The following is a 22,882-nucleotide window of genomic DNA, read 5'->3' as shown; positions in this document are numbered from 1 at the left end:
GAAGAGGGAAGAGCAGAACCAGAAGCGCTCGAAGGAGAGGTTAATGGAAAGCAAAGTAGTAGTTCCGGCGGAAGGTCAGAAAATCACCCTGCAAAACGGCAAACTGAACGTCCCTCATAACCCGATTATCCCGTTCATTGAAGGCGACGGTATCGGTGTCGACGTTACCCCAGCGATGCTGAAAGTGGTTGATGCCGCCGTTGAGAAAGCCTATAAAGGCGAGCGTAAAATTTCCTGGATGGAAGTTTACACCGGTGAAAAATCTACCCACGTTTACGGCCAGGATGTCTGGCTGCCTGCTGAAACCCTCGATCTGATTCGTGATTACCGCGTTGCTATTAAAGGTCCTCTGACGACGCCAGTTGGCGGCGGCATCCGTTCTCTGAACGTGGCGCTGCGTCAGGAGCTGGATCTCTACGTTTGCCTGCGTCCGGTACGTTACTATCAGGGTACCCCGAGCCCGGTTAAACACCCGGAACTGACCGATATGGTTATCTTCCGCGAAAACTCCGAAGATATTTATGCGGGTATCGAGTGGAAAGCAGATTCTGCCGAAGCTGACAAAGTTATCAAATTCCTGCGCGATGAGATGGGCGTGAAGAAAATTCGCTTCCCGGAACATTGCGGTATCGGCATCAAGCCGTGCTCTGAAGAAGGTACCAAACGCCTGGTACGCGCCGCTATCGAATACGCGATCACCAACGATCGTGATTCCGTGACCCTGGTGCACAAAGGCAACATCATGAAGTTCACCGAAGGCGCGTTCAAAGACTGGGGTTACCAGCTGGCTCGCGAAGAGTTCGGCGGTGAGCTGATCGACGGCGGCCCGTGGGTGAAAATCAAGAACCCGAACACCGGCAAAGAGATCGTAGTTAAAGACGTGATCGCCGATGCGTTCCTGCAGCAAATCCTGCTGCGTCCGGCTGAATACGATGTTATCGCCTGTATGAACCTGAACGGCGACTACATTTCTGACGCCCTGGCGGCGCAGGTTGGCGGTATCGGTATCGCGCCGGGCGCCAACATCGGCGACGAGTGCGCGCTGTTCGAAGCCACCCACGGTACTGCGCCGAAGTATGCCGGCCAGGACAAAGTGAACCCAGGTTCCATCATCCTGTCCGCAGAAATGATGCTGCGCCACATGCAGTGGTTTGAAGCCGCAGACCTGATCGTTAAAGGCATGGAAGGCGCCATCGCCGCTAAGACCGTGACCTATGACTTCGAACGTCTGATGGAAGGCGCTAAGCTGCTGAAATGTAGTGAGTTTGGCGACGCTATCATTAAAAACATGTAATCCAGTTTTCTGGATTAATGCGAAACGGGAGCCTCAGGGCTCCCGTTTTTATTTGCTGTGTACCGGGTTATCCATAATTAAATAACAGTGAGCTATTCATGTTCGCTGCCGCTTGCTACGGTAATTCATCAATTGGCTCTATTTATTGCCATGTTTTGCCTGAGGATTCAGGTTATTATTATTAGAGGTGATATGATGAAAAAGATTATTTTGACCCTGGTATTAGCATCAGCAAGTATTTCTGCGTTTGCGGGTTATCATCCGGTCGCAAGGACCGCAGCCGTAGCCTCGGCCGATCATCCGGTGGCGGTAGCGGCGGCAACCAGCGATAACGGCAACCATCCGGTGGCGCGCACCGCGGCTGTCGCTTCGGCAGACCATCCGGTGGCGGTGGCGGCGGCAACCAGCGATAACGGTCGCCACCCAGTTGCGCGTACCACGGTTGTTGCTTCAGCGGATCATCCGGTAGCGGCGGCGGCAGTGACCAGCCATTAATAATCGTCTTCCCGGCGCTACGCCGGGATTTAGCTACCGCTCACGTCTGCGCATCGATTTCCTTTCCTGCCCCGTTTTACGCTATATTGGCGCTATTATCGTAAATTATCTCTTTATCACAGGTAACATCAGCCATGGCTTTGATCCCCAAAAACTATGCCCGCCTGGAAAGTGGCTATCGCGAGAAGGCGCTTAAAATTTATCCATGGGTCTGCGGACGCTGCTCGCGCGAGTTTGTCTACTCCAACCTGCGTGAACTGACGGTACATCACATCGATCACGATCATACCAATAACCCGGAAGATGGCAGCAACTGGGAGCTATTGTGCCTCTATTGTCACGATCACGAGCACTCCAAGTATACCGAGGCCGATCAGTATGGCACCAGAGTAGTGGCCGGTGAAGATGCGCAAAAGGATGTCGGTGAAGCCACCTACAATCCTTTTGCTGATTTAAAAGCCATGATGAATAAGAAGAAGTAGTCACGCTTCGTCGTAATAGAGCACAGTCTGGCTGCTAATTGACGCCCAGGCGCAGGGCTAAATCCTGCGGGTAGGGATCAAAATAGTTTTGCGCCTGCAGATAGCGGTCGGGATACTCGGCCAGGTAGTGCTTAAGCAGCGTCAGGGGCGCCAGAATAGGGAGCAGCCCCGCGCGATAATCCAGTATTACGTCACGCAGCTCGCCGCGCTGACGGCTATTCAACCTTTCGCGGAAATAGCCCTGAATGTGCATCAGCACGTTGGTGTGGTTTTTCCTGGAGGCGGTGTTTTTCAGGATCGCCATCAGCTTATCGCGGTAGGCGACGAAAAAGGCATCCAGGTCTTGCCATTGATGCATTGAGGCGACGAAAGGGCCGATTTCGCGATAGCCGGCCTGATGATGCGCCAGCAGCTGCAGTTTATAGCGGCTATGAAAATCCAGTAACCCCCGACGGGTCAGGCCATTGGCCCGCAGCGTATTCAGTTCATGCAGGGCGAAAAGACGCTCGACAAAATTCTCTCTTAGCTGCGGGTCGTGCAGTCGTCCATCCTCTTCTACCGGCAACCACGGATAGGCTTCCATCAACGCGCGGGTAAACAGGCCGGTTCCTTCTTTGCGCCCGCGGTTGCCTTTTTCATCATACAGGCGCACGCGTTCCATGCCGCAGCTCGGTGATTTGGCGCAGACGATAAAACCTGCTAATTCGCCGAGCCCAGGCAGGTAACCGGCGGTAAAGTCCGCCATTTTGCGCGTGACATCTTCGCGCGGTTCGCTGCTAAAACGCATCTGAATATCACCTGCACCGGTCTGCACCAGGCGCAGGGCCGGACGAGGGGAACTCAGACCGATGGCCATTTCCGGACAAATGGGTTTGAAGGTTACCCACGGCGCCAGTTCATCCATCGCAAATGGCAATCGTTTATGTCCGCCATCAAAGCGCACGGACGAGCCGGTTAAACAGCCGCTGATGCCAATCACAGGTTGCTTATTCATGGCGTTCTCCTCGCTTTGTTCTCACTGTTTGGGTCGTCCCGCAAAAACGGTTAGCCCGATATATTAAACTTACACAATCACGAATTTTTGTCCAAGTTTTTGGCGCGATTTTTTAGCGGAGAACATGGCGCAGGGGAGCAAAGCTATTTTTTACAGGGAGATAACGTCCAGAGAGACAACGTGCTGGCGCCAGAGGTCTATCTGTCTCTGGCGTGCGGCGGTGAGCTGGCCCGTGGTCACCAGCAACCAGTGGCGTTGAGGAAATATTTCCGGGGCCAGCGCGGTGGACGGCATCGGCAGCACATCAATGCGATGAGCTTGTCCGGTACGTATGAGCGCTTCCAGCCAGATTTCACATGGATCGCTCAGGTGCCAGCCGGTAATCAGATAGTTATCGCCCGGCGCGCGTTTATCGCCTTCAAGACAAAAAGAGGTGTAGGAGATGATAATGCCGTCGAGGATCTCACGCAGGGTCTGCATCGCCGGCACATTAGCCGATACTTTACTGCGTAACGGGCGCAATACGTTGGTAACCAGCTCAGGGCGGGGATTTTCCCGACCAGCATCGTAGATCAGCTGGCGTAGGGATTCGATTTTTCCCTCTTTCAGCCGCTGCAGCATGTTGTCCTGCAGGACAAGCCAGTTATTGCCTGGGCCGCCGTCAGGGCGGGTCAACAGCGGTTTGACCTGGCTTACGGGAACCCCTTTTTTTACCCAGTCGAGAATTTTCAGCGCCAGCTGGACATCGTTATCGTTATAGAGGCGGTGGCCTCCATCGGTGCGCTCGGGTTTAAGCAGGCCGTACCGGCGTTGCCAGGCCCGCAGCGTGGTTGCGTTGATGCCGCAAAGACGGGAAAATTCGCCGATGGAGTAAGACATTGCAATTACCTGATAACCGAGACTGCTTCTAATATACTACGGATGACGGCCGGTTGAATGCCGTATTGCTGGTAATAAAGCGCTGGTCTTATGCTTTAAAATCAATACTGGTATTTTTAAACGTCTGATAAGCGTCATCATCCGGCGCGGCAGGAATGTCAGCTTGCTTAAATGCTGATATCACCGCATGACACAGTTGTTCATCACCTTTTTCCGCACTGATGGAACTCACGGCGCCATCACGCTGCAGCGACAAACGAACCCGACAGCTTTGCCCGGAATATTCCGCGGAATCAGGCATTTTGGCCTTGACGGCGCTCATTATCTGATACGCGTAGGTAGCCCGACGCGATGGCTTCGCCGAAGGGGAGCTGGCGAACAGATCGTCGACTTCGGTGGCGCTCGCCGCCGCGTGCGACGTGGGCTGAGGATGATGACAGCCTGCCAGCAGTAAAGGGAACAATAACAACACCACCGGTGATTTGTTCAGCATGGTAACGCGTCCTTGTTTGTTTGGTATGGGCCAATCATAACGGTAGGTCCAACGCCCTGATAGCTGCTAAACATAGGTGCTTCTACCGTTCGCTCACCGATTCCCTGGGGACGATTATCACGACGGTAAGCGCAGTGGTAGCGTTTGGGAGCCGGAGACGCTTCGTCGCCAGGCGCCGGGCGCCTGACCATACTGGCGTTTGAAGCTGCGGTTAAAGGATTGCTGGGAGTCGAAACCCAGTGCGATTGCCACGTTTAAAATGGGCTCGTCGCTGTTGGCTAAGCGTTCGACCGACCTTTGCAGCTTATGCATGCGAATATACTCAGCGAGAGGGTAACCGGTGTGCTCCTTGAAGATCCGCTGCAGGTGCCATTTCGAATAGCCCGCTCGCCTGGCAACGGTCTCAATATCCAGACGGCTCTCGAGATTGTTGTCGATCCAATCCAGTAGGTCGTGAATAACCGCAGCAGTGTTCATTTTGTTGCCCCCATGCAGAAAATAAAAGTACCTTTTACAATTGCATTTAAAGGTGGCCCGTTTGGGGATTAATTGCAAGTTTTATTGTTGCATTTAATGCCGTGTCGGGAATAGGCCTTTTTTTCGACCTAAGAATAGCACATAAAGTGCAACAATTATTCTTGCACTTAGTTAAGCGCCTTCCTACAATCGCCGCGATAGTGTATTCGCAACTGTTACAGTTTTGTGGCGATGAACGACACAAATGGCCTCAAGCCTGCCCGGACAAAGGAAGTGGCGCGGCGTCTCCCGCAGCGTCTTGTCCGGCGGCGATAATTACCGGAATAAAAATAATGAGCCTGCAAAAAACCTGGGGAAAACGTCATCTGACAGCAGTAGGTATGGTGCTACTCTCGGCGCTGCTCGCTGGCTGCGATGAAGGCGTCGCGCAAAACGCCGCGCCGCAAGCTCCCGCCGTCAGCGCCGCTGACGTGGTGGTGAAATCTATTAGCCAGTGGGATAGTTTTAATGGTCGGATTGAAGCGGTGGAAAGCGTGCAGCTACGACCACGCGTCTCTGGCTATATTGATAAAGTGAATTACACCGACGGTCAGGAGGTGAAGAAGGGGGAGGTGTTATTCACCATTGACGATCGAACCTATCGTGCCGCTCTGGAACAGGCGCAGGCGAATCTGGCAAGAGCCAAAACACAAGCTAACCTGGCGCGAAGTGAAGCAAACCGCACCGATAAATTAATCAATACCAATCTGGTTTCCCGTGAAGAGTGGGAGCAGCGCCGCTCCGCCGCCGTTCAGGCGCAAGCGGATATTCGCGCCGCCCAGGCGGCGGTCGATGCCGCGCAGCTTAATCTGGATTTCACCAAAGTGACCGCGCCCATCGACGGCCGCGCCAGCCGCGCGTTGATCACCAGCGGTAATCTGGTCACCGCTGGTGATACCGCCAGCGTGCTCACCACGCTGGTGTCGCAAAAAACGGTTTATGTCTACTTTGACGTGGATGAGTCGACCTATCTTCACTACCAAAATCTTGCCCGTAGCGGGCAAGGGGCCTCCAGCAGTCACCAGGCATTACCGGTTGAGATCGGCCTTGTGGGCGAAGAGGGTTACCCTCATCAGGGTAAAGTGGATTTTCTGGATAATCAGTTAACGCCGAGCACCGGTACGATCCGCATGCGCGCGCTGCTGGACAATTCGCAGCGTCTGTTCACGCCAGGGCTCTTTGCCCGCGTCCGCTTGCCGGGCAGCGCTGAATTCAAAGCCACGCTTATCGACGACAAAGCGGTACTGACCGATCAGGACCGTAAATATGTCTATATCGTTGATAAAGAAGGTAAAGCTCAGCGTCGTGATATTACGCCAGGGCGGCTGGCTGCCGGTTTACGTATCGTCAAACAGGGGCTGAACCCAGGCGACAAAGTTATCGTCGATGGCTTACAAAAAGTGTTTATGCCGGGAATGCCGGTTAACGCGAAGACCGTCGCCATGACCACCAGCGCCGCACTTAACTGATCCCTTTTCTGAGAATCCGATCTATGGACTTTTCCCGCTTTTTTATCGACAGACCGATTTTTGCCGCCGTGCTGTCGATTTTGATTTTTATTACCGGCTTGATCGCCATTCCGCTATTGCCGGTCAGCGAATATCCTGACGTCGTACCGCCCAGCGTGCAGGTGCGGGCGGAATATCCCGGCGCCAACCCGAAAGTGATTGCGGAGACCGTGGCGACGCCATTGGAAGAAGCCATCAACGGCGTCGAAAATATGATGTACATGAAATCCGTCGCAGGCTCTGACGGCGTACTGGTAACTACCGTCACTTTCCGTCCGGGAACCGATCCCGATCAGGCGCAGGTTCAGGTGCAAAACCGGGTATCACAGGCCGAGGCGCGTCTTCCGGAAGATGTGCGGCGTTTAGGTATCACCACCCAGAAGCAATCACCAACGCTGACGCTGGTGGTGCATCTGTTTTCGCCCGGCGGTAAGTACGATTCCCTGTATATGCGTAACTACGCCACGTTGAAAGTCAAAGATGAACTCGCGCGTCTGCCCGGCGTCGGCCAGATCCAGATTTTCGGCTCGGGCGAATATGCGATGCGCATCTGGCTGGATCCCAATAAGGTTGCGGCGCGTGGGTTAACCGCATCGGATGTGGTGACGGCGATGCAGGAGCAAAACGTGCAGGTTTCCGCCGGTCAGCTGGGCGCCGAGCCGCTGCCGAAAGAGAGCGATTTTTTGATCTCTATTAACGCTCAGGGGCGTCTGCATACGGAAGACGAGTTTGGCAATATTATTCTGAAAACGGCGCAAGACGGTTCGCTGGTGCGCCTGCGCGACGTGGCGCGTATCGAAATGGGCTCGGGTAGTTATGCGTTACGTTCCCAGCTTAACAATAAAGACGCGGTGGGGATTGGTATTTTCCAGTCGCCGGGGGCGAATGCTATCGATTTGTCTAACGCCGTACGCGCGAAAATGAACGAACTCTCCACCCGTTTCCCGGAAGATATGAAATGGGCGGCGCCTTACGATCCGACCGTGTTTGTGCGCGATTCCATTCGTGCGGTGGTGCAAACACTGTTGGAAGCGGTGGTGTTGGTGGTGCTGGTGGTGATTTTGTTCCTGCAGACGTGGCGTGCGTCGATTATTCCGCTGATCGCGGTGCCGGTATCGGTGGTGGGCACCTTCAGCATTCTTTATCTGCTGGGCTTTTCGCTGAATACCCTCAGTCTGTTCGGGCTGGTACTGGCGATCGGTATCGTCGTGGATGATGCCATCGTGGTGGTGGAAAACGTCGAACGAAACATCGAAGAGGGGCTGGCTCCGCTAGCGGCGGCGCACCAGGCGATGCGCGAAGTCTCCGGGCCGATTATCGCTATCGCGCTGGTGTTGTGCGCGGTATTTGTGCCGATGGCATTCCTCTCCGGAGTGACGGGGCAGTTTTACAAGCAGTTTGCGGTGACGATTGCGATATCGACGGTGATCTCCGCCATCAACTCGCTGACGCTCTCGCCGGCGCTGGCGGCGCTGCTGTTAAAACCGCACGGCGCGGCGAAAGACTTCCCGACCCGGCTTATCGATCGCTTGTTCGGCTGGATTTTCCGTCCGTTTAACCGTTTTTTCCATCGTAGCTCAAATGGCTATCAGGGGCTGGTGGGCAAAACGCTCGGCCGACGCGGCGCGGTGTTTGTGGTCTACGTCCTGCTGCTCTGCGCCGCTGGCGTGATGTTTAAAGTCGTACCCGGCGGGTTTATTCCGACGCAGGATAAACTGTATTTAATTGGCGGCGTGAAAATGCCGGAAGGTTCTTCGCTTGCGCGTACCGACGCCGTGATTCGTAAAATGAGCGAAATCGGGATGAATACCGAAGGCGTGGATTATGCGGTCGCTTTTCCCGGTCTTAATGCGCTGCAGTTCACCAATACGCCGAATACCGGTACGGTCTTTTTTGGTCTGAAACCGTTCGACCAGCGTAAACACACCGCTGCGGAAATTAACGCCGAGATTAACGCCAAAATCGCGCAAATTCAGCAGGGCTTTGGTTTCTCGATTCTGCCGCCGCCGATTTTAGGACTGGGTCAGGGTTCCGGCTATTCGTTGTATATTCAGGATCGCGCCGGTCTGGGTTATGGCGCGTTGCAAAACGCGGTGAACGCGATGTCGGGTTCAATTATGCAGACGCCGGGAATGCATTTCCCGATCTCTACCTACCAGGCGAACGTGCCGCAGTTGGATGTGCAGGTCGATCGTGATAAAGCGAAAGCGCAGGGCGTGTCGTTGACCGACCTTTTCGGTACGCTGCAAACCTATCTGGGGTCATCGTATGTGAATGACTTTAACCAGTTTGGGCGTACCTGGCGCGTAATGGCGCAGGCCGATGGGCCGTTCCGCGACAGCGTGGAAGATATTGCTAATTTACGCACCCGCAATAATCAGGGCGAAATGGTGCCGATTGGCAGTATGGTGAATATTAATACCACCTACGGGCCGGATCCGGTGATTCGCTACAATGGCTATCCGGCGGCGGATTTGATTGGCGATGCCGATCCCCGCGTGCTCTCGTCCACGCAGGCGATGACGCAGCTGGCAGACATGTCTAAGCAGATACTGCCGAACGGCATGAATATTGAGTGGACGGATCTCAGCTTCCAGCAGGCTACGCAGGGCAATACGGCGCTGATCGTCTTCCCGGTCGCGGTTCTGCTGGCGTTCCTGGTGCTGGCGGCGCTATATGAAAGCTGGACGCTACCGCTGGCGGTGATCCTTATCGTCCCGATGACCATGCTCTCCGCGCTGTTTGGCGTCTGGCTGACCGGTGGCGACAATAACGTATTTGTGCAGGTGGGGCTGGTGGTGCTGATGGGGCTGGCGTGTAAAAACGCGATTCTGATTGTCGAGTTCGCCCGCGAACTGGAAATTCAGGGGAAAGGGATCATGGAAGCGGCGCTGGAAGCCTGTCGCCTGCGTTTACGCCCGATTATCATGACCTCGATTGCCTTTATTGCCGGGACGATCCCGCTGATTCTTGGCCACGGCGCGGGGGCGGAAGTGCGCGGCGTCACCGGGATCACGGTGTTCTCCGGTATGCTCGGCGTGACGCTGTTTGGTTTGTTCCTGACGCCGGTGTTTTACGTGACGCTGCGAAAACTGGTGACGCGTGGCAAACAGGCAAGGGACGTCTTGCCCGCGTAGGTCGCTGCTAATAACAAAAAACCGCCTTTTCGTTTAAGGCGGTTTTTTTTCGCAACAAGAAAAGTTAATGCGCTTCTTTATAGCGGGCAGTCAGCTCAGGCAGCGGATTGCAGCCGCTGGTATCGGCTTTTTTGACCTCTTCCAGGGCGCTTGCCACGGTGTGGCGAGCTAACACCGCGAGCGACGCCTGCTCGGCTTCATCGGCTACGGACTTAAAGTACCAGCAGGCGTTGGCGCTGACCACGCAGCGAGCCGGGACCTCAGGGCGAGACGCCCACAGTTTTTTATCTTCAATAACGGAAAGATAGATATCACGCAGCGTGATTTGGTCGGCAGGGCGGCCAAGATGAATAGAGCCGTTGCGGCCAAGCGTGGAGACGATGATGCCGTCGCGGGTGAGCGGAACCATGAGTTTACGGATAAAGCTCGGGTTGGCTTCCAGGCCGTAGGCCAGAATCGCACTCGTCGAACGTTCACCCAATTGCTCCGCCATCGCTACGCTGAGAACCATCTGCAAAGCTGTCGGGAAGCGGTAATCTAACATTTTCTTATCCTGGGTTGCGGTGAATCTTGTTCTTTTTGGCACCGCAGAGGTAAATAATCAGTGAGTAACACTATAACAAATACGGTAATTTTTTTGAAGCAATCTTAGCCAGGTCCCTCGCTTGCGGCCGCCAGCAGCGGCACGACGACATCGCTGATGGGGGTGGCAACGCCTTGCGTTCGGCCATAGCGCTGGATGACGCCGTTGCGGATGTCCCATTCCAGCGGACGATTAGCCTGACGGTCGGCAAGTATCGAGGTGCTTAAATCCGCCGGCGCCTGATGAAACCCATCAACAATTTCCTGCGGCACGCTATCGGCGAGTTTCGCCCCTGCGGCGCGCGCCACCGCCAGACATTCGTGCAAATAGGCCAGCGCCAGCCCGGTGATGTCCTGGCGCGAAAACATCCCGGCGCGGCGATTCGCCAGCACCATCAGGCCAGCGACGGCATTTTGCAATAGTTTCCGCCACGCGACCGATGTGAAATCTGTCGCTAACTCAACCGCGCAACGGGTTCCGTCGAGAACCTCGACTATTTTCTTCGCTTGCGGCGTATCGGGTAGCGTCAGGCGCGGTTTGGCGCGTAACCATACCGAAGCATCCGCCTCTCGTTGGGCCGGAAACCAGACAACCGAGGGCAACACCTTTGCGCCGTTAACATAGGGGTCAAGCAGGCTTTCCTGTTCAACGCCGTTCTGTAGCGCGCAGACCACCGTGTTTTCATCGCACAGCGCGTTAAGCCAGCCCGCGCAATCCGCTACCTGGGTGGTTTTCACCGCCACAAACAGCAGCTCAACCGGGCGTTCCAGCGTATGCGGATCGGTCAATACCGGCCCAGGAATGATCGTTTCGCCGTCATCCCGGCGTAAGATCAACCGCTGATGCGCGGTGCGCCCGCAGAGCACCGGTTTGCGGCCCGCTTCATGCAGTACGGCGGCAATGGTCGTGCCGATAGCGCCAGGACCTAGCAACGCGACTGAGGCAAGATTAGACATCATGCATTCTCCTGATTGAACCGTACTCATTAATGAATCAAATTTTCGGCAAAAGCCAGGATCAATTGTCGATATCGGGCAACACTTAGAGCAAAGGCATGGTCTACGCTGGCATTGTGCTTTAAACTGCGCGCAGCAAAATTGAGTAGATAAACGATTAATCAGGCGGTAATGGCGATGAACGGTACGATCACAACGTGGTTTAAAGATAAAGGTTTCGGATTTATCAAAGATGAAAATGGTGATAACCGCTATTTTCACGTGATTAAGGTCGCCAATCCGGATCTGATTAAGAAAGACGCGGCGGTCACGTTTGAACCCACGACCAATAATAAAGGTTTATCGGCTTACGCGGTGAAAGTCATCCCGGAAAGCAAACACCTGTATATTGCCGGTGAGCGCCTGAAGCTGACATCGATTAAGTCTTACCTGGTCTACAGTGAGGAAGTGCCGGCCGATACGCGTATCGACAAGGAAAATGCGGTCCTCTCCGTGGGACTGCTGATGAACAGCATCAAGCCGAAAGCGAGCGTGAAGCCGGGCGAAATGCGCACGCTGAAAAAGCTGGCGATCACTACCTTTCAGGGCACGACGCTCATCTTCTCTGAAGATGAAATCGACATCGACGCCACGGTGAAGCTCCTTAAAGTTTGACCCTGATTTACCGTATCCGAAGCAGAATTCCAACGATTGTAGAAACGACGATGACAAAACTTACCTTACAAGAACAGATGCTGAAAGCGGGTCTGGTCACCAGTAAAAAGATGGCTAAGGTTCAGAGAACGGCGAAAAAGTCACGTGTTCAGGCGCGTGAAGCCCGCGAGGCCGTGGAAGAAAACAAAAAAGCCCAGCTTGAGCGCGACAAGCAGCTCAGCGAACAGCAAAAGCAAGCGGCTTTAGCAAAAGAGTATAAAGCGCAGGTTAAGCAACTGATCGAAATGAACCGAATCACGATTGCGAAAGGCCATATTGCTTTTAACTTTACGGATAATAATCTCATCAAAAACATTGATGTGGATAAAACCACCCAGGCGCAGCTCATTAGCGGCCGTCTGGCGATTGCCCGCCTTGCTGTTGATAATAACGGTAAATATGAATACGCGATTATTCCCGCCAGCGTGGCGGATAAAATCGCCCAGCGCGACGCCGAAAGTATTGTGTTGAACAGCGCCCTGAGCCAGGAAGCCGAGGACGAAGACGATCCGTATGCTGACTTTAAAGTACCTGATGATTTGATGTGGTAATCAGGGCCAGTAGGCTGATGCTATTTATTGTGCGCCTACCGTCATGGGGCGGGGGCGCAATTTCAGATATCGATCACAATTTTCCCATTTATAAATATCCTTTCTGTCACTGGATGTTATCATCCGGCTGGTAAATACCTTTCAACTCTACCGAGGCTTTGATGCTGGAGAATGTAATCATCTGATAATCAGTTTGCCGACCTTTCAGGCCGGGCTGGTTATCAATGCGCTGAAATCGAATGCGGGCACCGCTGCGTGTTTGCACGTTTTGCACATGATGATTAAACAGGTTTTCCAGTATGAATTTATCCCGTCAGGAACAACGTACCTTACACGTTCTCGCGAAAGGCGGACGTATTGCGCACATTCGCGACGCCTCAGGCCGCGTCATCGCCGTAGAGTGCTATAGCCGCGAAGGCCTACTGCTCAGCGACTGTACGCTCGCCGTCTTCAAAAAACTCCGCACTAAAAAACTGATTAAATCCGTTAACGGCCAGCCGTACCGCATCAACACCAGCGGGCTGAATAACGTTCGCGCCCAGCCGGATAACCGCTAAGGAGAGTGATATGACCACAACTATCGATATCCCACGTATTTTTACCATCAGCGAAAGTGAACATCGTATCCATAACCCCTTCACGGCGGAAAAATATGCCACGCTTGGCCGCGTACTTCGCCTGCAGGCGGGGGCGCAAATCCTCGACCTTGGCAGCGGTTCTGGTGAAATGCTCTGCACCTGGGCGCGGGACCATGCTATCGGTGGTCTGGGCATTGATATGAGCCCATTGTTTACCGCACAGGCTAAACAACGCGCCGCAGCGCTTGGCGTCAGCGATCGCGTCACTTTTATCCATAGCGATGCGGCAGGTTACGTCGCCGAACGGCAATACGATGTGGCGGCCTGTATTGGCGCGACGTGGATCGCCGGCGGCGTCGCCGGAACCGTGGCGCAGTTAGCCCGCAGTCTTAAGCCTGGCGGTATGCTACTTATCGGGGAGCCCTGGTGGCGTAAGGTCCCCGCGACAGAAGAAGAAGCGCGCGCCTGCGGTGTTTCTGCGGTGGCTGATTTGTTGCCGCTTCCGGCGCTGGTCACCTCTTTTGGCGAACTGGGCTATGATATCGTTGAAATGGTGCTGGCTGACCGCGAGGGGTGGGACCGTTATGAAGCCGCTAAATGGCTGACCATGCGCCGTTGGCTGCAGGCCCACCCCGAGGATGAATTTGCGTTTGAGGTCCGTGCGCAGCTTAATGCCGCGCCGCTTCGCCATGTTACCTATACCCGGAAATATTTTGGCTGGGGCGTATTTGCGCTAATGCAGAAATAGCGATCGTTATATTTGGTCAATTTATTTGAACTATTCTGTTAAATAAACGCCATTTATACATTTTGGCTAAGGGGTAGAGTAGGGGAACCACAAGCAGACGCGGAATAGTATCTCCGCGTCTGCTGAATGTTTTGCCAAATCAGGGGCTATCCTCATGAAAAAGATCGGATTTTTGTCATTTGGCCACTGGACGCCATCGCCGCAGTCGGCGACCCGTTCTGCTGCCGACACGCTCTTACAATCCATCGATCTGGCCGTTGCCGCCGAAGAGTTGGGCGCGGACGGCGCCTATTTTCGGGTTCACCATTTTGCCCGTCAGCTCAGTTCACCGTTCCCGCTGCTGGCCGCTATCGGCGCGAAAACTAAAAAGATTGAGATTGGCACCGGCGTTATCGATATGCGCTATGAAAACCCGCTATATATGGCGGAGGATGCTGGCGCTGCGGATTTGATCTCGGGAGGGCGTTTGCAGCTTGGCATCAGCCGCGGTTCGCCGGAACAGGTGATTGATGGCTGGCGTCATTTTGGTTTTCAACCACAGGATGGCGAGTCCGACGCTGACATGGCGCGGCGGCACACTGAGGTGCTGTTGGACGTGCTGCGCGGCGAAGGTTTCGCGAAACCCAATCCGCAACCCATGTTTCCCAACCCGCCGGGATTGCTGCGTCTTGAGCCGTACTCCGCCGGATTACGCGAACGTATCTGGTGGGGCGCGGGCTCTAATGCTACGGCGATGTGGGCGGCGAAGCTCGGCATGAACTTGCAAAGCTCGACGCTGAAAGATGATGAGACGGGCGAACCATTCCATATCCAACAGGCGAAACAGATCCGCGCCTATCGTCAGGCCTGGACGGAAGCGGGGCACACGCGTAAGCCGCGGGTATCGGTCAGTCGAAGTATCTTTGCCCTGATGGACGATCGCGACCGGATGTATTTCGGCTCCAGCCGGGATAATAGTGACAGTATTGGTTTTCTTGATGAGAAAACCCGCGCCATTTTCGGCCGCAGCTATGCCGCTGAACCCGATAAGCTCGTCGAGCAACTGAAACAGGATGAAGCGATCGCGGAAGCCGATACCTTATTGCTGACCGTGCCGAATCAGCTGGGCGTGGATTATAACGTTCATGTGATTGAGTCTATTCTGAAGCACGTTGCGCCGGCAATGGGATGGCGTGATTAAAAGAATGCCTCGCGGGGCATTAATTGATGCTCCGCGATGATATAAAAGTATTAGCTTTGTTTATCTTTTGAACAAAAAGTGTGATCTTGATCAAGCCATGTCCGCGCAGACTTAAAGAATATTGCAATGCTGTAACAATATTATTCATGGCGAGGGATTTATGGCAATTAAGGATTTTTTTGTACAGACTGCACCTGGTCGGCGTCGCTATGGCGTCGCCTTATTGGTTGGGGTTATTGCCGGAATTATGTCGGCATTCGTTAAGTGGGGGGCGGAAGTGCCTCTGCCGCCGCGAACATTTTCCGGCGGGCGTGATGAATTCAACCCTCCTTATCTCTTTCTACGCGACTATCTTGGTATTGACCCAACACATACCGTTTACACCTTTTCTGAACATATCATCAACCCGGTGATGGTCACGCATATCATCTTCTCGTTGGTGTTTGCGATTGGCTATTGCGTGGTGGCGGAGATATTCCCAAAAGTTAAATTATGGCAGGGCGTGTGGGCCGGCATTGTCGCCACCATTGCGGTTCACTGGATATCTTTCCCGCTATTAGGACTTACGCCGTCGTTATTCAATATTCCGGCTGATGAATATATTTCCGAACTGCTTGGCCATATTTTTTGGTTCTGGGCAATTGAGATGATTCGTCGCGATCTGCGTAACCGAATTACCCATGAGCCTGACGCAGAAATTCCTTTAGATGCGCCGTTCAGATAATTTAAAGCCTCGCGAGTGATAAAACTCGCGAGGCTTTAAAATGAAAAATCCGCGCCGGGGCGCGGATTTTATCGGCAGGGATTTAGACGTTGAACAAGAAGTTCATCACGTCGCCATCTTTAACGATGTAGTCTTTGCCTTCCGCACGCATTTTACCGGCTTCTTTCGCGCCTTGTTCACCTTTGTAAGCAATGAAGTCTTCATAGGCGATGGTCTGGGCGCGGATAAAGCCTTTTTCGAAGTCGGTGTGGATTTTACCGGCGGCCTGCGGCGCGGTCGCGCCAACCGGAATAGTCCATGCGCGAACTTCTTTCACGCCAGCGGTGAAGTAGGTCTGCAGGTTCAGCAGAGCGTAGCCTGCGCGGATCACGCGGTTCAGGCCTGGCTCTTCCAGGCCCAGCTCGGCCATAAACTCGTCGCGCTCTTCGTCGTCCAGTTCGGCGATGTCGGATTCAACGGCGGCGCAAACCGGAACCACTACGGAACCTTCTTGCTCAGCGATAGCGCGAACCTGGTCGAGATACGGGTTGTTTTCAAAACCGTCTTCGTTAACGTTGGCGATATACATGGTTGGCTTCAGGGTCAGGAAGCTCAGATAGCGGATGGCGTCTTTCTCTTCTTTGCTCAGATCCAGCGCGCGCAGCATGCCCGCTTTTTCCAGCTGCGGCAGGCATTTTTCCAGCGCGGCCAGCTCAATCTTAGCGTCTTTATCGCCGCCTTTGGCTTTCTTGGACACGCGGTGGATAGCGCGTTCGCAGGTATCGAGGTCAGACAGCGCCAGCTCGGTGTTGATAACGTCAATATCTTCCGCCGGATCGACTTTACCCGCGACGTGGATAATGTTGTCGTTTTCAAAGCAACGCACTACGTGGCCGATGGCTTCGGTTTCACGGATATTGGTCAGGAACTGGTTGCCCAGCCCTTCGCCTTTGGACGCGCCTTTAACCAGACCGGCGATATCTACGAATTCCATGGTCGTCGGCAGGATACGCTGCGGCTTGACGATCTCAGCCAGTTTGTCCAGACGCGGATCGGGCATCGGTACGACACCGGTGTTCGGCTCAATGGTACAGAACGGGAAGTTGGCCGCTTCAATACCTGCTTTGGTGAGCGCATTGAACAGGGTGGATTTGCCGACGTTGGGCAAACCGACGATACCGCATTTGAATCCCATGATTTAAATCACCTTAATCTTTGGATAATCAGTCAGTTATGAATAACAGACTGTAGAAAAGTAAATAGCTTTGCCTATTATACACGGTGTGCGGCAAAAATTCCGCACGTCGACCGTTTATTGCGCTTTAAAGGCGTGTAAACGGTTAGTCGCTTTGGTTAAACCGTCTTTCAGCCACACCTCGGTACAGCGCGCCGCTTCATCAACCGCTTCGTCAATTAACTTCTGTTCGCTGACCGGCGGTTTACCCAGCACAAAACCGACAACTTTGTTTTTGTCGCCCGGATGACCGATTCCGACGCGTAAGCGGTGAAAGTTCGGGTTATTGCCCAGCTTACTGATAATGTCCTTCAGGCCATTATGGCCGCCGTGTCCGCCGCCGAGTTTAAATTTAGCGACGCCGGGTGGTAAATCGAGCTCGTCGTGAGCGACCAGAATTTCATCCGGATTAATACGGTAAAAGGTAGCCATCGCGGCCACCGCTTTACCGCTAAGATTCATAAAGGTGGTCGGCACCAGCAGGCGCACGTCTTCCCCCGCCAGGTTGAGGCGCGAGGTATAGCCGAAGAATTTGCTCTCTTCGCGCAGCGGCGCGCGGTGGCGCTCCGCCAGTAAATCTACGTACCAGGCGCCAGCGTTATGGCGCGTTGCCGCGTATTCCGCGCCGGGGTTAGCCAGGCCGACAATCAGTTTTATCGTCACTTTTTATTCCTGCATGGGTCGTTCTTTGCCGCGTAGTGTACTGCCTGCGTCGGCGCTTGACAAAATTCTGCCGACGAAACGGTATCATTGTTGATAATTTCTTCTTTGAACCATTAGAATTTGATGTTGTTCAGTGGCTTATTTGTAAACTTTTGTTGATCAGATGTTCCCGAATGTGATCACTCACGCAATCAGGCTTATCCCCATTGTCTATACTTAACCTATAAATTTTGGGGATATTCCCATGCAGCCCAAGGTCCGGAGGTGACATATGAAACGCAGAAACGCTTCGTTACTCGGTAACATACTGATGGGTTTAGGGTTGGTTGTGATGGTGGTCGGCGTTGGTTACTCTATTTTAAACCAGCTTCCACAGCTTAACCTGCCGCAATTTTTTGCTCATGGCGCGGTGTTGAGTATCTTCGTCGGCGCCGTTTTGTGGCTGGCGGGCGCTCGCGTAGGCGGTCATGAAAGAGTCACCGACCGCTATTGGTGGGTTCGCCATTACGATAAACGCTGCCGTCGCGATCCGCACCGTCACAGCTAACGGAATTCAGCTCGCCGGATAGCCCTTCCGGCGAGCCTCTCATTTATTGCCCTAATTCTATATCCGCCAGCGCCGCATTGCGGTCCGGATAGAAGCTTAGTCGACCTGGAATCGGCTGGACGCCTGCGCGCGCCAGGGTACGCAGCGGCTGGAATTCGAGATTCGATACCCGCAGCTCGCAGCCTTCCGGCAGGCGTTTCACGAAGCGCAGGAACGCGTCAAGACCACCGGCATCCAGCACCGGTACCGCATCCCACTTCAGCACCACTACGCGTTTGCCTTCGATCCGGCTTTCCAAATCGGTAAATAGTCCTTCCGCCGCGGCGAAAAACAGCGGGCCGATAACTCGCAGCACCAGAACATCATCCGGTACTTCAACGTTCACCGGCGCAAGGCGCGTCATGCGCGCGATGCGGCGCATAAACAGCAGCGAAGCCAGCACGATCCCGACGCTAATGGCGATGACCATATCGAACAGTACGGTCAACGACATGCACATTAACAGCACGACGATGTCGTCTTTGGGCCCGTGGCGTAGCAGGTTAATCACCTTATGCGCTTCGCTCATGTTCCACGCGACCATCAGCAGCAGGGCGGCCATCGCCGACAGCGGCAGCCATGAGAGCAGCGGGGCGAGGATTAACAGTGCGAGGATCACCAGCAGGGCATGGATCACCGCGGAAATCGGCGAGGTCGCGCCGGCGCGCACGTTAGCCGCGGAACGGGCAATCGCCGCGGTGGCGGTTATCCCGCCAAAGAACGGAGCGACGATATTGCCAAGGCCCTGGCCTACCAGCTCGCTGTTAGCTTTGTGTTTGGTGCCGGTCATACCGTCGAGCACCACTGCGCAGAGCAGTGATTCAATGGCGCCAAGCATCGCCATAGAGAAGGCGGCAGGCAGCAGCGCGCGCAGCGACGACCAGCTCAGGGTAAACTCCGAGCCCGGCATATCCCACGGCAGCACCAGTTGCGGCAGCAGCTGCGGGATACCGTTGCCCTGGCTGCCGTCGGCGAGTACATAGTGGAACTGCGAGCCGATGGTCGCTACATGCCCGCCGAGTAAATTAACGATGCCCATCACCGCACAGCCCGCCAGCAGCGCCGGCAGATGCCCCGGCAGGCGGATCCCCAGGCGCGGCCAGAAAATCAGGATACCCAGCGTCACGATACCGATGGCGGCATCGCCAACGTTAATTGTCGGCAGCGCCATCACCAGCGCGCCGACTTTCTGCAGATAGTGCTCCGGGACGTGCGCCATCTGCAGACCAAGGAAATCTTTAATTTGCATGGTACCGATGGTGATGCCTATACCGGAGGTAAAGCCAAGGGTGACCGAAAGCGGGATATATTCAATCAGGCGGCCAAAGCGGGCGAGGCCGAAAAGGATTAAGAAGATACCCGACATTAGCGTCGCCACCAGCAGGCCGGCCAGGCCAAACTGCTGTGACACTGGATATAGGATCACCACGAAGGCCGCGGTTGGGCCGGAAACGCTAAAGCGTGAACCGCCGGTCAGGGCAATGACTATTCCCGCCACCGCCGAGGTGTATAGCCCATATTGCGGCGCGACGCCGCTGCCAATTGCTAACGCCATCGCCAGTGGGATTGCGATAATCCCGACGGTTATCCCGGCAATCAGATCGCGGGTAAAGCGCGATGCGGTATATTTTTCTTTCCAGCAAGCGTCGATGAGGGCGCGGAAAGGCATCACATGTGAGGAAAATAATCTATTCACAATAATGTTTCATCCATGAGCGCATCATCTGTCAACTGAATGGCAGGTGAAGGAGGCATTAGTCATACAAATATGAACCAGAGACAAAAAAACCCGCCGCAGCGGGTTTTTCGGCTGGGCTCGATTAGTGCTCGAACATAGCAGAAATGGATTCTTCGTTGCTGATACGACGAATCGCTTCGGCCAGCATACCAGACAGGGTCAGGGTACGGACTTTGTCCAGCGCTTTGATTTCCGGCGTCAGCGGAATGGTATCGCAGACGACGAATTCATCAATCACAGAGTTTTTAATGTTCTGGATAGCATTGCCGGAGAAGATCGGGTGAGTCGCGTAGGCGAAGACACGTTTCGCACCGCGCTCTTTCAGCGCTTCCGCTGCTTTACACAGGGTGCCGCCGGTATCGATCATGTCATCAACCATCACGCAGTCACGGCCAGCGACGTCGCCGATGATATGCATCACCTGAGAGACGTTAGCGCGCGGGCGGCGTTTATCGATGATCGCCATGTCGGTGTCGTTCAGCAGCTTCGCGATAGCGCGAGCGCGAACCACGCCGCCGATGTCCGGAGAAACCACGATCGGGTTGTCCAGATTCAGCTGCAGCATATCTTCGAGCAGAATTGGGCTACCGAATACGTTATCAACAGGCACATCAAAGAAGCCCTGAATCTGTTCAGCGTGCAGGTCAACGGTCAGTACGCGGTCAACGCCGACACTGGACAGGAAGTCAGCGACGACTTTAGCGGTGATTGGCACACGAGCGGAACGTACGCGACGGTCCTGGCGGGCATAGCCGAAGTAAGGGATAACAGCGGTGATACGGCCTGCAGAAGCGCGACGCAGGGCATCAACCATAACAACCAATTCCATCAGGTTGTCATTGGTGGGAGCACAAGTGGACTGGATGATGAAAATATCACCACCGCGTACGTTTTCGTTGATTTGTACGCTGACTTCGCCGTCGCTAAAACGACCTACAGCGGCGTCGCCAAGAGAAGTGTACAGGCGGTTGGCAATACGTTGTGCTAGTTCCGGGGTGGCGTTACCAGCAAAAAGCTTCATATCAGGCACGAGAAGAACCTCAGGCATGCGTCCAGTGGTGGATGAAACGGGCCATTAAACTGTGCGGGCCGGCGCCATCTCATCCAGGCGGTGTATTAAAGAGCACGATGCAACGTCTGGAACAGGGTGACGTTGTCACCGATACTCTGTTTGCCCGGCAAACTTGCCGTTATTCATGCAAAATGCAGAATTACTTCAGTAGGGCTTGCTTCAGCGGCGAGACATTAATTCCTCGCGCAACAAAGCCTTGCAGCCATTCCGGGGCTTTTTCCAGCACCTGACGAGCGGCGGATTCGGTGTCAAATTCAGCAAAGACACAGGCTCCTGTGCCAGTCAGGCGCGACGGCGCGTATTCTAACAGCCAGGAAAGCGTTGCATCAACCTCACGAAAACGTTTTCTTGCGATAACCTCGCAATCGTTGCCGAATTCACAGTTTAGTAAGGTATTAATTGACCTGCTCGGGGTATTTCGTGGTAACTCCGGATCGCGAAAAATGATCGGCGTCGGGATACTCACGCCCGGGTGGGCGACCAGATACCATTTTTCCGGCGGATTCACCGGGGTGAGGATTTCGCCAACCCCTTCGGCAAACGCCGCGTGACCGCGAACGAAAACCGGGACATCGGCGCCGAGCTGTAGCCCAAGCGTCGCCAGTTGGTCTTCGCTAAGCCCGCAGCCCCACAGATGATTGAGGGCTACCAGCACCGTCGCGGCGTTAGAAGAGCCGCCGCCTAAGCCGCCGCCCATCGGCAGGCGTTTGTCGATGCTGATATCCGCGCCGCTGCCAGCGGGAAGTTGACCGTGAGACTCCGCAGCTGCCATCAGCAGCCTGGCGGCGCGAATAATCAGGTTCTCTTCATCCGGCACGCCGGCGACCGGCGTTAACAGCCGCAGTTTCCCGTCGCGGCGTGGTTCAATGGTCAGCGTGTCGCCATAGTCGAGAAACTGAAACAGCGTCTGCAGCGTGTGATATCCATCGGCGCGCTGGCCGGTGATATACAAAAACAGATTCAATTTTGCAGGTGCGGGCCAGCGACTCATCATTTCACAATCCAGTTATCCATTTTCAGCTTGATGCGCTGGCTGCCATTGTTGAGTTCCATATTAGACGGCAGGGTGGGTTTGGTGTCGCTGGTATAGCCGCTGTAGGTCACGTGCCAGGTTTTGCCGTTCTGCGTGTAGTTGAGTTCGCGCAGGCGGTACTGGTCATCCAGCGCATAGTCGGTGGCATCGCCCGGCAGGCCGATAATCCACTGACGCAGGCTGTTAAGCGGGATCGGCATGCCGGTCAGGCGGCCAATCATCTCTTCGGCATCGGTAGCGTTATAGGTCTGGCCTTTGTTATCGATCAACTGGACGCCGCCCGGCTGCGCGGTCAAAGACAGTTCGGTGCTGCCAAGCGGGTTGGTCAGCAGCAGGCGGTAGCGGTCCTGGCCGGTTTGTTGCCAGAAGAAACGGGCATACACTTTCTGCTCATCGGACAGATAGGCGAACGCCCCGCGGGTCTGGAACTGGTTAAGGTTGCGGACATCCTGCTGGTGCTGGCGCCACTGCGGGGAGTCCGGGCTTTTACCTGGCCCTTGCGGCGGAGTATTGATTGCACAGGCGGTCAGAACGAGGCTTGCCAACGGCAGCAGGCGGAACAGTCGATTCATAATGATGACAAATCCTTGATGTCTACAGTGAAATGCGGCGACTGATAGTTCGCACACCGATTTGTGTAGCGGGTTGCAATAATAACCCTTAATGCTAGCGTCGCTGGCCGATAGCGTCTACGTTCAAGTTGTCTGAAATCAAAAAATTACCGTTAGTGGCTTTTAAGCCCTGACTATTACTCCAAAAGGGGGGC

General features: G+C 54.5%; 24 protein-coding genes. 12 read left to right on the top strand and 12 right to left on the bottom strand.

The genetic code is table 11. The annotated features are described in order from the left end of the window. Positions 1-43 precede the first annotated feature (43 nt). From icd to yajD, 3 genes are all read left to right on the top strand, one after another. The gene (gene icd / locus PGR23_RS16185) at positions 44-1,294 is read left to right on the top strand and encodes an NADP-dependent isocitrate dehydrogenase (RefSeq protein WP_015705065.1); all 1,251 of its coding nucleotides are present in this window, start codon (positions 44-46) and stop codon (positions 1,292-1,294) included. A gap of 195 nt (positions 1,295-1,489) precedes the next feature. After that, a complete protein-coding gene (locus PGR23_RS16180) occupies positions 1,490-1,789 on the top strand; it encodes a hypothetical protein (RefSeq protein ID WP_047041657.1) in 300 nt (99 codons plus the stop codon). Between the two features lie 134 nt (positions 1,790-1,923). Continuing rightward, entirely contained in the window at positions 1,924-2,271 is a 348-nt protein-coding gene (gene yajD / locus PGR23_RS16175) for an HNH nuclease YajD (protein WP_015367133.1), read from the top strand. A gap of 34 nt (positions 2,272-2,305) precedes the next feature. On the opposite strand, the gene PGR23_RS16170 is transcribed toward yajD, so the two are convergent. The 4 genes from PGR23_RS16170 to PGR23_RS16155 form a co-directional block, all read right to left on the bottom strand. Then, entirely contained in the window at positions 2,306-3,265 is a 960-nt protein-coding gene (locus PGR23_RS16170) for a YbgA family protein (RefSeq protein WP_316423308.1), read from the bottom strand. A gap of 150 nt (positions 3,266-3,415) precedes the next feature. After that, positions 3,416-4,144 (bottom strand): MerR family transcriptional regulator, encoded by a 729-nt coding sequence (locus tag PGR23_RS16165; protein WP_047046819.1) that lies wholly within the window; start codon positions 4,142-4,144, stop codon positions 3,416-3,418. Between the two features lie 88 nt (positions 4,145-4,232). After that, positions 4,233-4,637: a cell envelope integrity protein TolA gene (gene tolA, locus PGR23_RS16160; RefSeq protein ID WP_316423309.1), complete on the bottom strand. Its 405-nt coding sequence runs from the start codon at positions 4,635-4,637 to the stop codon at positions 4,233-4,235. Between the two features lie 117 nt (positions 4,638-4,754). After that, complete coding sequence (locus PGR23_RS16155; protein ID WP_315710051.1) at positions 4,755-5,114, bottom strand: helix-turn-helix domain-containing protein; 360 nt, start codon at positions 5,112-5,114, stop codon at positions 4,755-4,757. Positions 5,115-5,446: 332 nt separating this feature from the next. Between PGR23_RS16155 and PGR23_RS16150 the strand changes: the two genes are divergently transcribed. After that, positions 5,447-6,622: an efflux RND transporter periplasmic adaptor subunit gene (locus PGR23_RS16150; RefSeq protein ID WP_045393774.1), complete on the top strand. Its 1,176-nt coding sequence runs from the start codon at positions 5,447-5,449 to the stop codon at positions 6,620-6,622. Between the two features lie 23 nt (positions 6,623-6,645). After that, a complete protein-coding gene (oqxB, locus tag PGR23_RS16145) occupies positions 6,646-9,798 on the top strand; it encodes a multidrug efflux RND transporter permease subunit OqxB (protein ID WP_045393776.1) in 3,153 nt (1,050 codons plus the stop codon). 64 nt (positions 9,799-9,862) lie between these two features. Here the strand turns inward: oqxB and PGR23_RS16140 are convergent, their stop codons facing one another. Then, complete coding sequence (locus PGR23_RS16140; RefSeq protein WP_063414922.1) at positions 9,863-10,342, bottom strand: RrF2 family transcriptional regulator; 480 nt, start codon at positions 10,340-10,342, stop codon at positions 9,863-9,865. A gap of 104 nt (positions 10,343-10,446) precedes the next feature. After that, a complete protein-coding gene (locus PGR23_RS16135) occupies positions 10,447-11,340 on the bottom strand; it encodes an oxidoreductase (protein ID WP_396279751.1) in 894 nt (297 codons plus the stop codon). 168 nt (positions 11,341-11,508) lie between these two features. Here PGR23_RS16135 and PGR23_RS16130 point away from each other — a divergent pair, with 168 nt between their 5' ends. The 6 genes from PGR23_RS16130 to PGR23_RS16105 all read left to right on the top strand — a co-directional run bounded on the left by PGR23_RS16130 (position 11,509) and on the right by PGR23_RS16105 (position 15,811). Further along, positions 11,509-11,991, top strand: a complete 483-nt coding sequence (locus PGR23_RS16130; protein ID WP_045375123.1) for a cold-shock protein — start codon at positions 11,509-11,511, stop codon at positions 11,989-11,991. A 50-nt stretch (positions 11,992-12,041) separates the two neighbouring features. Then, positions 12,042-12,581: a DUF2058 domain-containing protein gene (locus PGR23_RS16125; RefSeq protein ID WP_015367123.1), complete on the top strand. Its 540-nt coding sequence runs from the start codon at positions 12,042-12,044 to the stop codon at positions 12,579-12,581. A gap of 299 nt (positions 12,582-12,880) precedes the next feature. Then, positions 12,881-13,138: a YjhX family toxin gene (locus PGR23_RS16120; RefSeq protein ID WP_396279750.1), complete on the top strand. Its 258-nt coding sequence runs from the start codon at positions 12,881-12,883 to the stop codon at positions 13,136-13,138. 22 nt (positions 13,139-13,160) lie between these two features. After that, the gene (locus tag PGR23_RS16115) at positions 13,161-13,907 is read left to right on the top strand and encodes an SAM-dependent methyltransferase (RefSeq protein WP_396280109.1); all 747 of its coding nucleotides are present in this window, start codon (positions 13,161-13,163) and stop codon (positions 13,905-13,907) included. A 154-nt stretch (positions 13,908-14,061) separates the two neighbouring features. Further along, positions 14,062-15,087 carry an LLM class flavin-dependent oxidoreductase gene (locus PGR23_RS16110; RefSeq protein ID WP_396279749.1) on the top strand — a complete coding sequence of 342 codons (1,026 nt, stop codon included), beginning with the start codon at positions 14,062-14,064 and terminating at the stop codon, positions 15,085-15,087. 160 nt (positions 15,088-15,247) lie between these two features. Continuing rightward, on the top strand, positions 15,248-15,811 hold the full coding sequence (locus tag PGR23_RS16105) for a YagU family protein (RefSeq protein ID WP_045393784.1): 564 nt from the start codon (positions 15,248-15,250) through the stop codon (positions 15,809-15,811). 82 nt (positions 15,812-15,893) lie between these two features. Here PGR23_RS16105 and ychF read toward each other — a convergent pair whose 3' ends face one another. Beyond that, the gene (gene ychF / locus PGR23_RS16100) at positions 15,894-16,985 is read right to left on the bottom strand and encodes a redox-regulated ATPase YchF (protein ID WP_015367117.1); all 1,092 of its coding nucleotides are present in this window, start codon (positions 16,983-16,985) and stop codon (positions 15,894-15,896) included. Positions 16,986-17,102: 117 nt separating this feature from the next. Continuing rightward, on the bottom strand, positions 17,103-17,687 hold the full coding sequence (pth, locus tag PGR23_RS16095) for an aminoacyl-tRNA hydrolase (protein WP_047046770.1): 585 nt from the start codon (positions 17,685-17,687) through the stop codon (positions 17,103-17,105). A gap of 271 nt (positions 17,688-17,958) precedes the next feature. Here pth and ychH point away from each other — a divergent pair, with 271 nt between their 5' ends. After that, complete coding sequence (gene ychH, locus PGR23_RS16090) at positions 17,959-18,234, top strand: stress-induced protein YchH (RefSeq protein ID WP_045393789.1); 276 nt, start codon at positions 17,959-17,961, stop codon at positions 18,232-18,234. A 43-nt stretch (positions 18,235-18,277) separates the two neighbouring features. On the opposite strand, the gene dauA is transcribed toward ychH, so the two are convergent. The 4 genes from dauA to lolB form a co-directional block, all read right to left on the bottom strand. Further along, the gene (gene dauA / locus PGR23_RS16085; protein WP_072047995.1) at positions 18,278-19,969 is read right to left on the bottom strand and encodes a C4-dicarboxylic acid transporter DauA; all 1,692 of its coding nucleotides are present in this window, start codon (positions 19,967-19,969) and stop codon (positions 18,278-18,280) included. Positions 19,970-20,093: 124 nt separating this feature from the next. Next, positions 20,094-21,041, bottom strand: coding sequence for a ribose-phosphate diphosphokinase (prs, locus tag PGR23_RS16080; protein ID WP_015367113.1), 948 nt, complete (start codon positions 21,039-21,041; stop codon positions 20,094-20,096). A 181-nt stretch (positions 21,042-21,222) separates the two neighbouring features. Next, positions 21,223-22,074, bottom strand: coding sequence for a 4-(cytidine 5'-diphospho)-2-C-methyl-D-erythritol kinase (gene ispE / locus PGR23_RS16075; protein WP_165430693.1), 852 nt, complete (start codon positions 22,072-22,074; stop codon positions 21,223-21,225). Beyond that, a complete protein-coding gene (gene lolB / locus PGR23_RS16070; RefSeq protein WP_045393797.1) occupies positions 22,074-22,688 on the bottom strand; it encodes a lipoprotein insertase outer membrane protein LolB in 615 nt (204 codons plus the stop codon). Before lolB ends, ispE begins: the two co-directional genes overlap by 1 nt. Between the last annotated feature and the right edge of the window lie 194 nt (positions 22,689-22,882).

The sequence above is a fragment of the Klebsiella sp. 141162 genome, from assembly GCF_050600755.1.
In the GTDB taxonomy this organism is placed as follows: Bacteria; Pseudomonadota; Gammaproteobacteria; order Enterobacterales; family Enterobacteriaceae; genus Klebsiella; species Klebsiella aerogenes.
The sequence above is the reverse complement of the archived record's forward strand: the minus strand, read 5'-3'. Positions and strand labels throughout refer to the sequence as shown.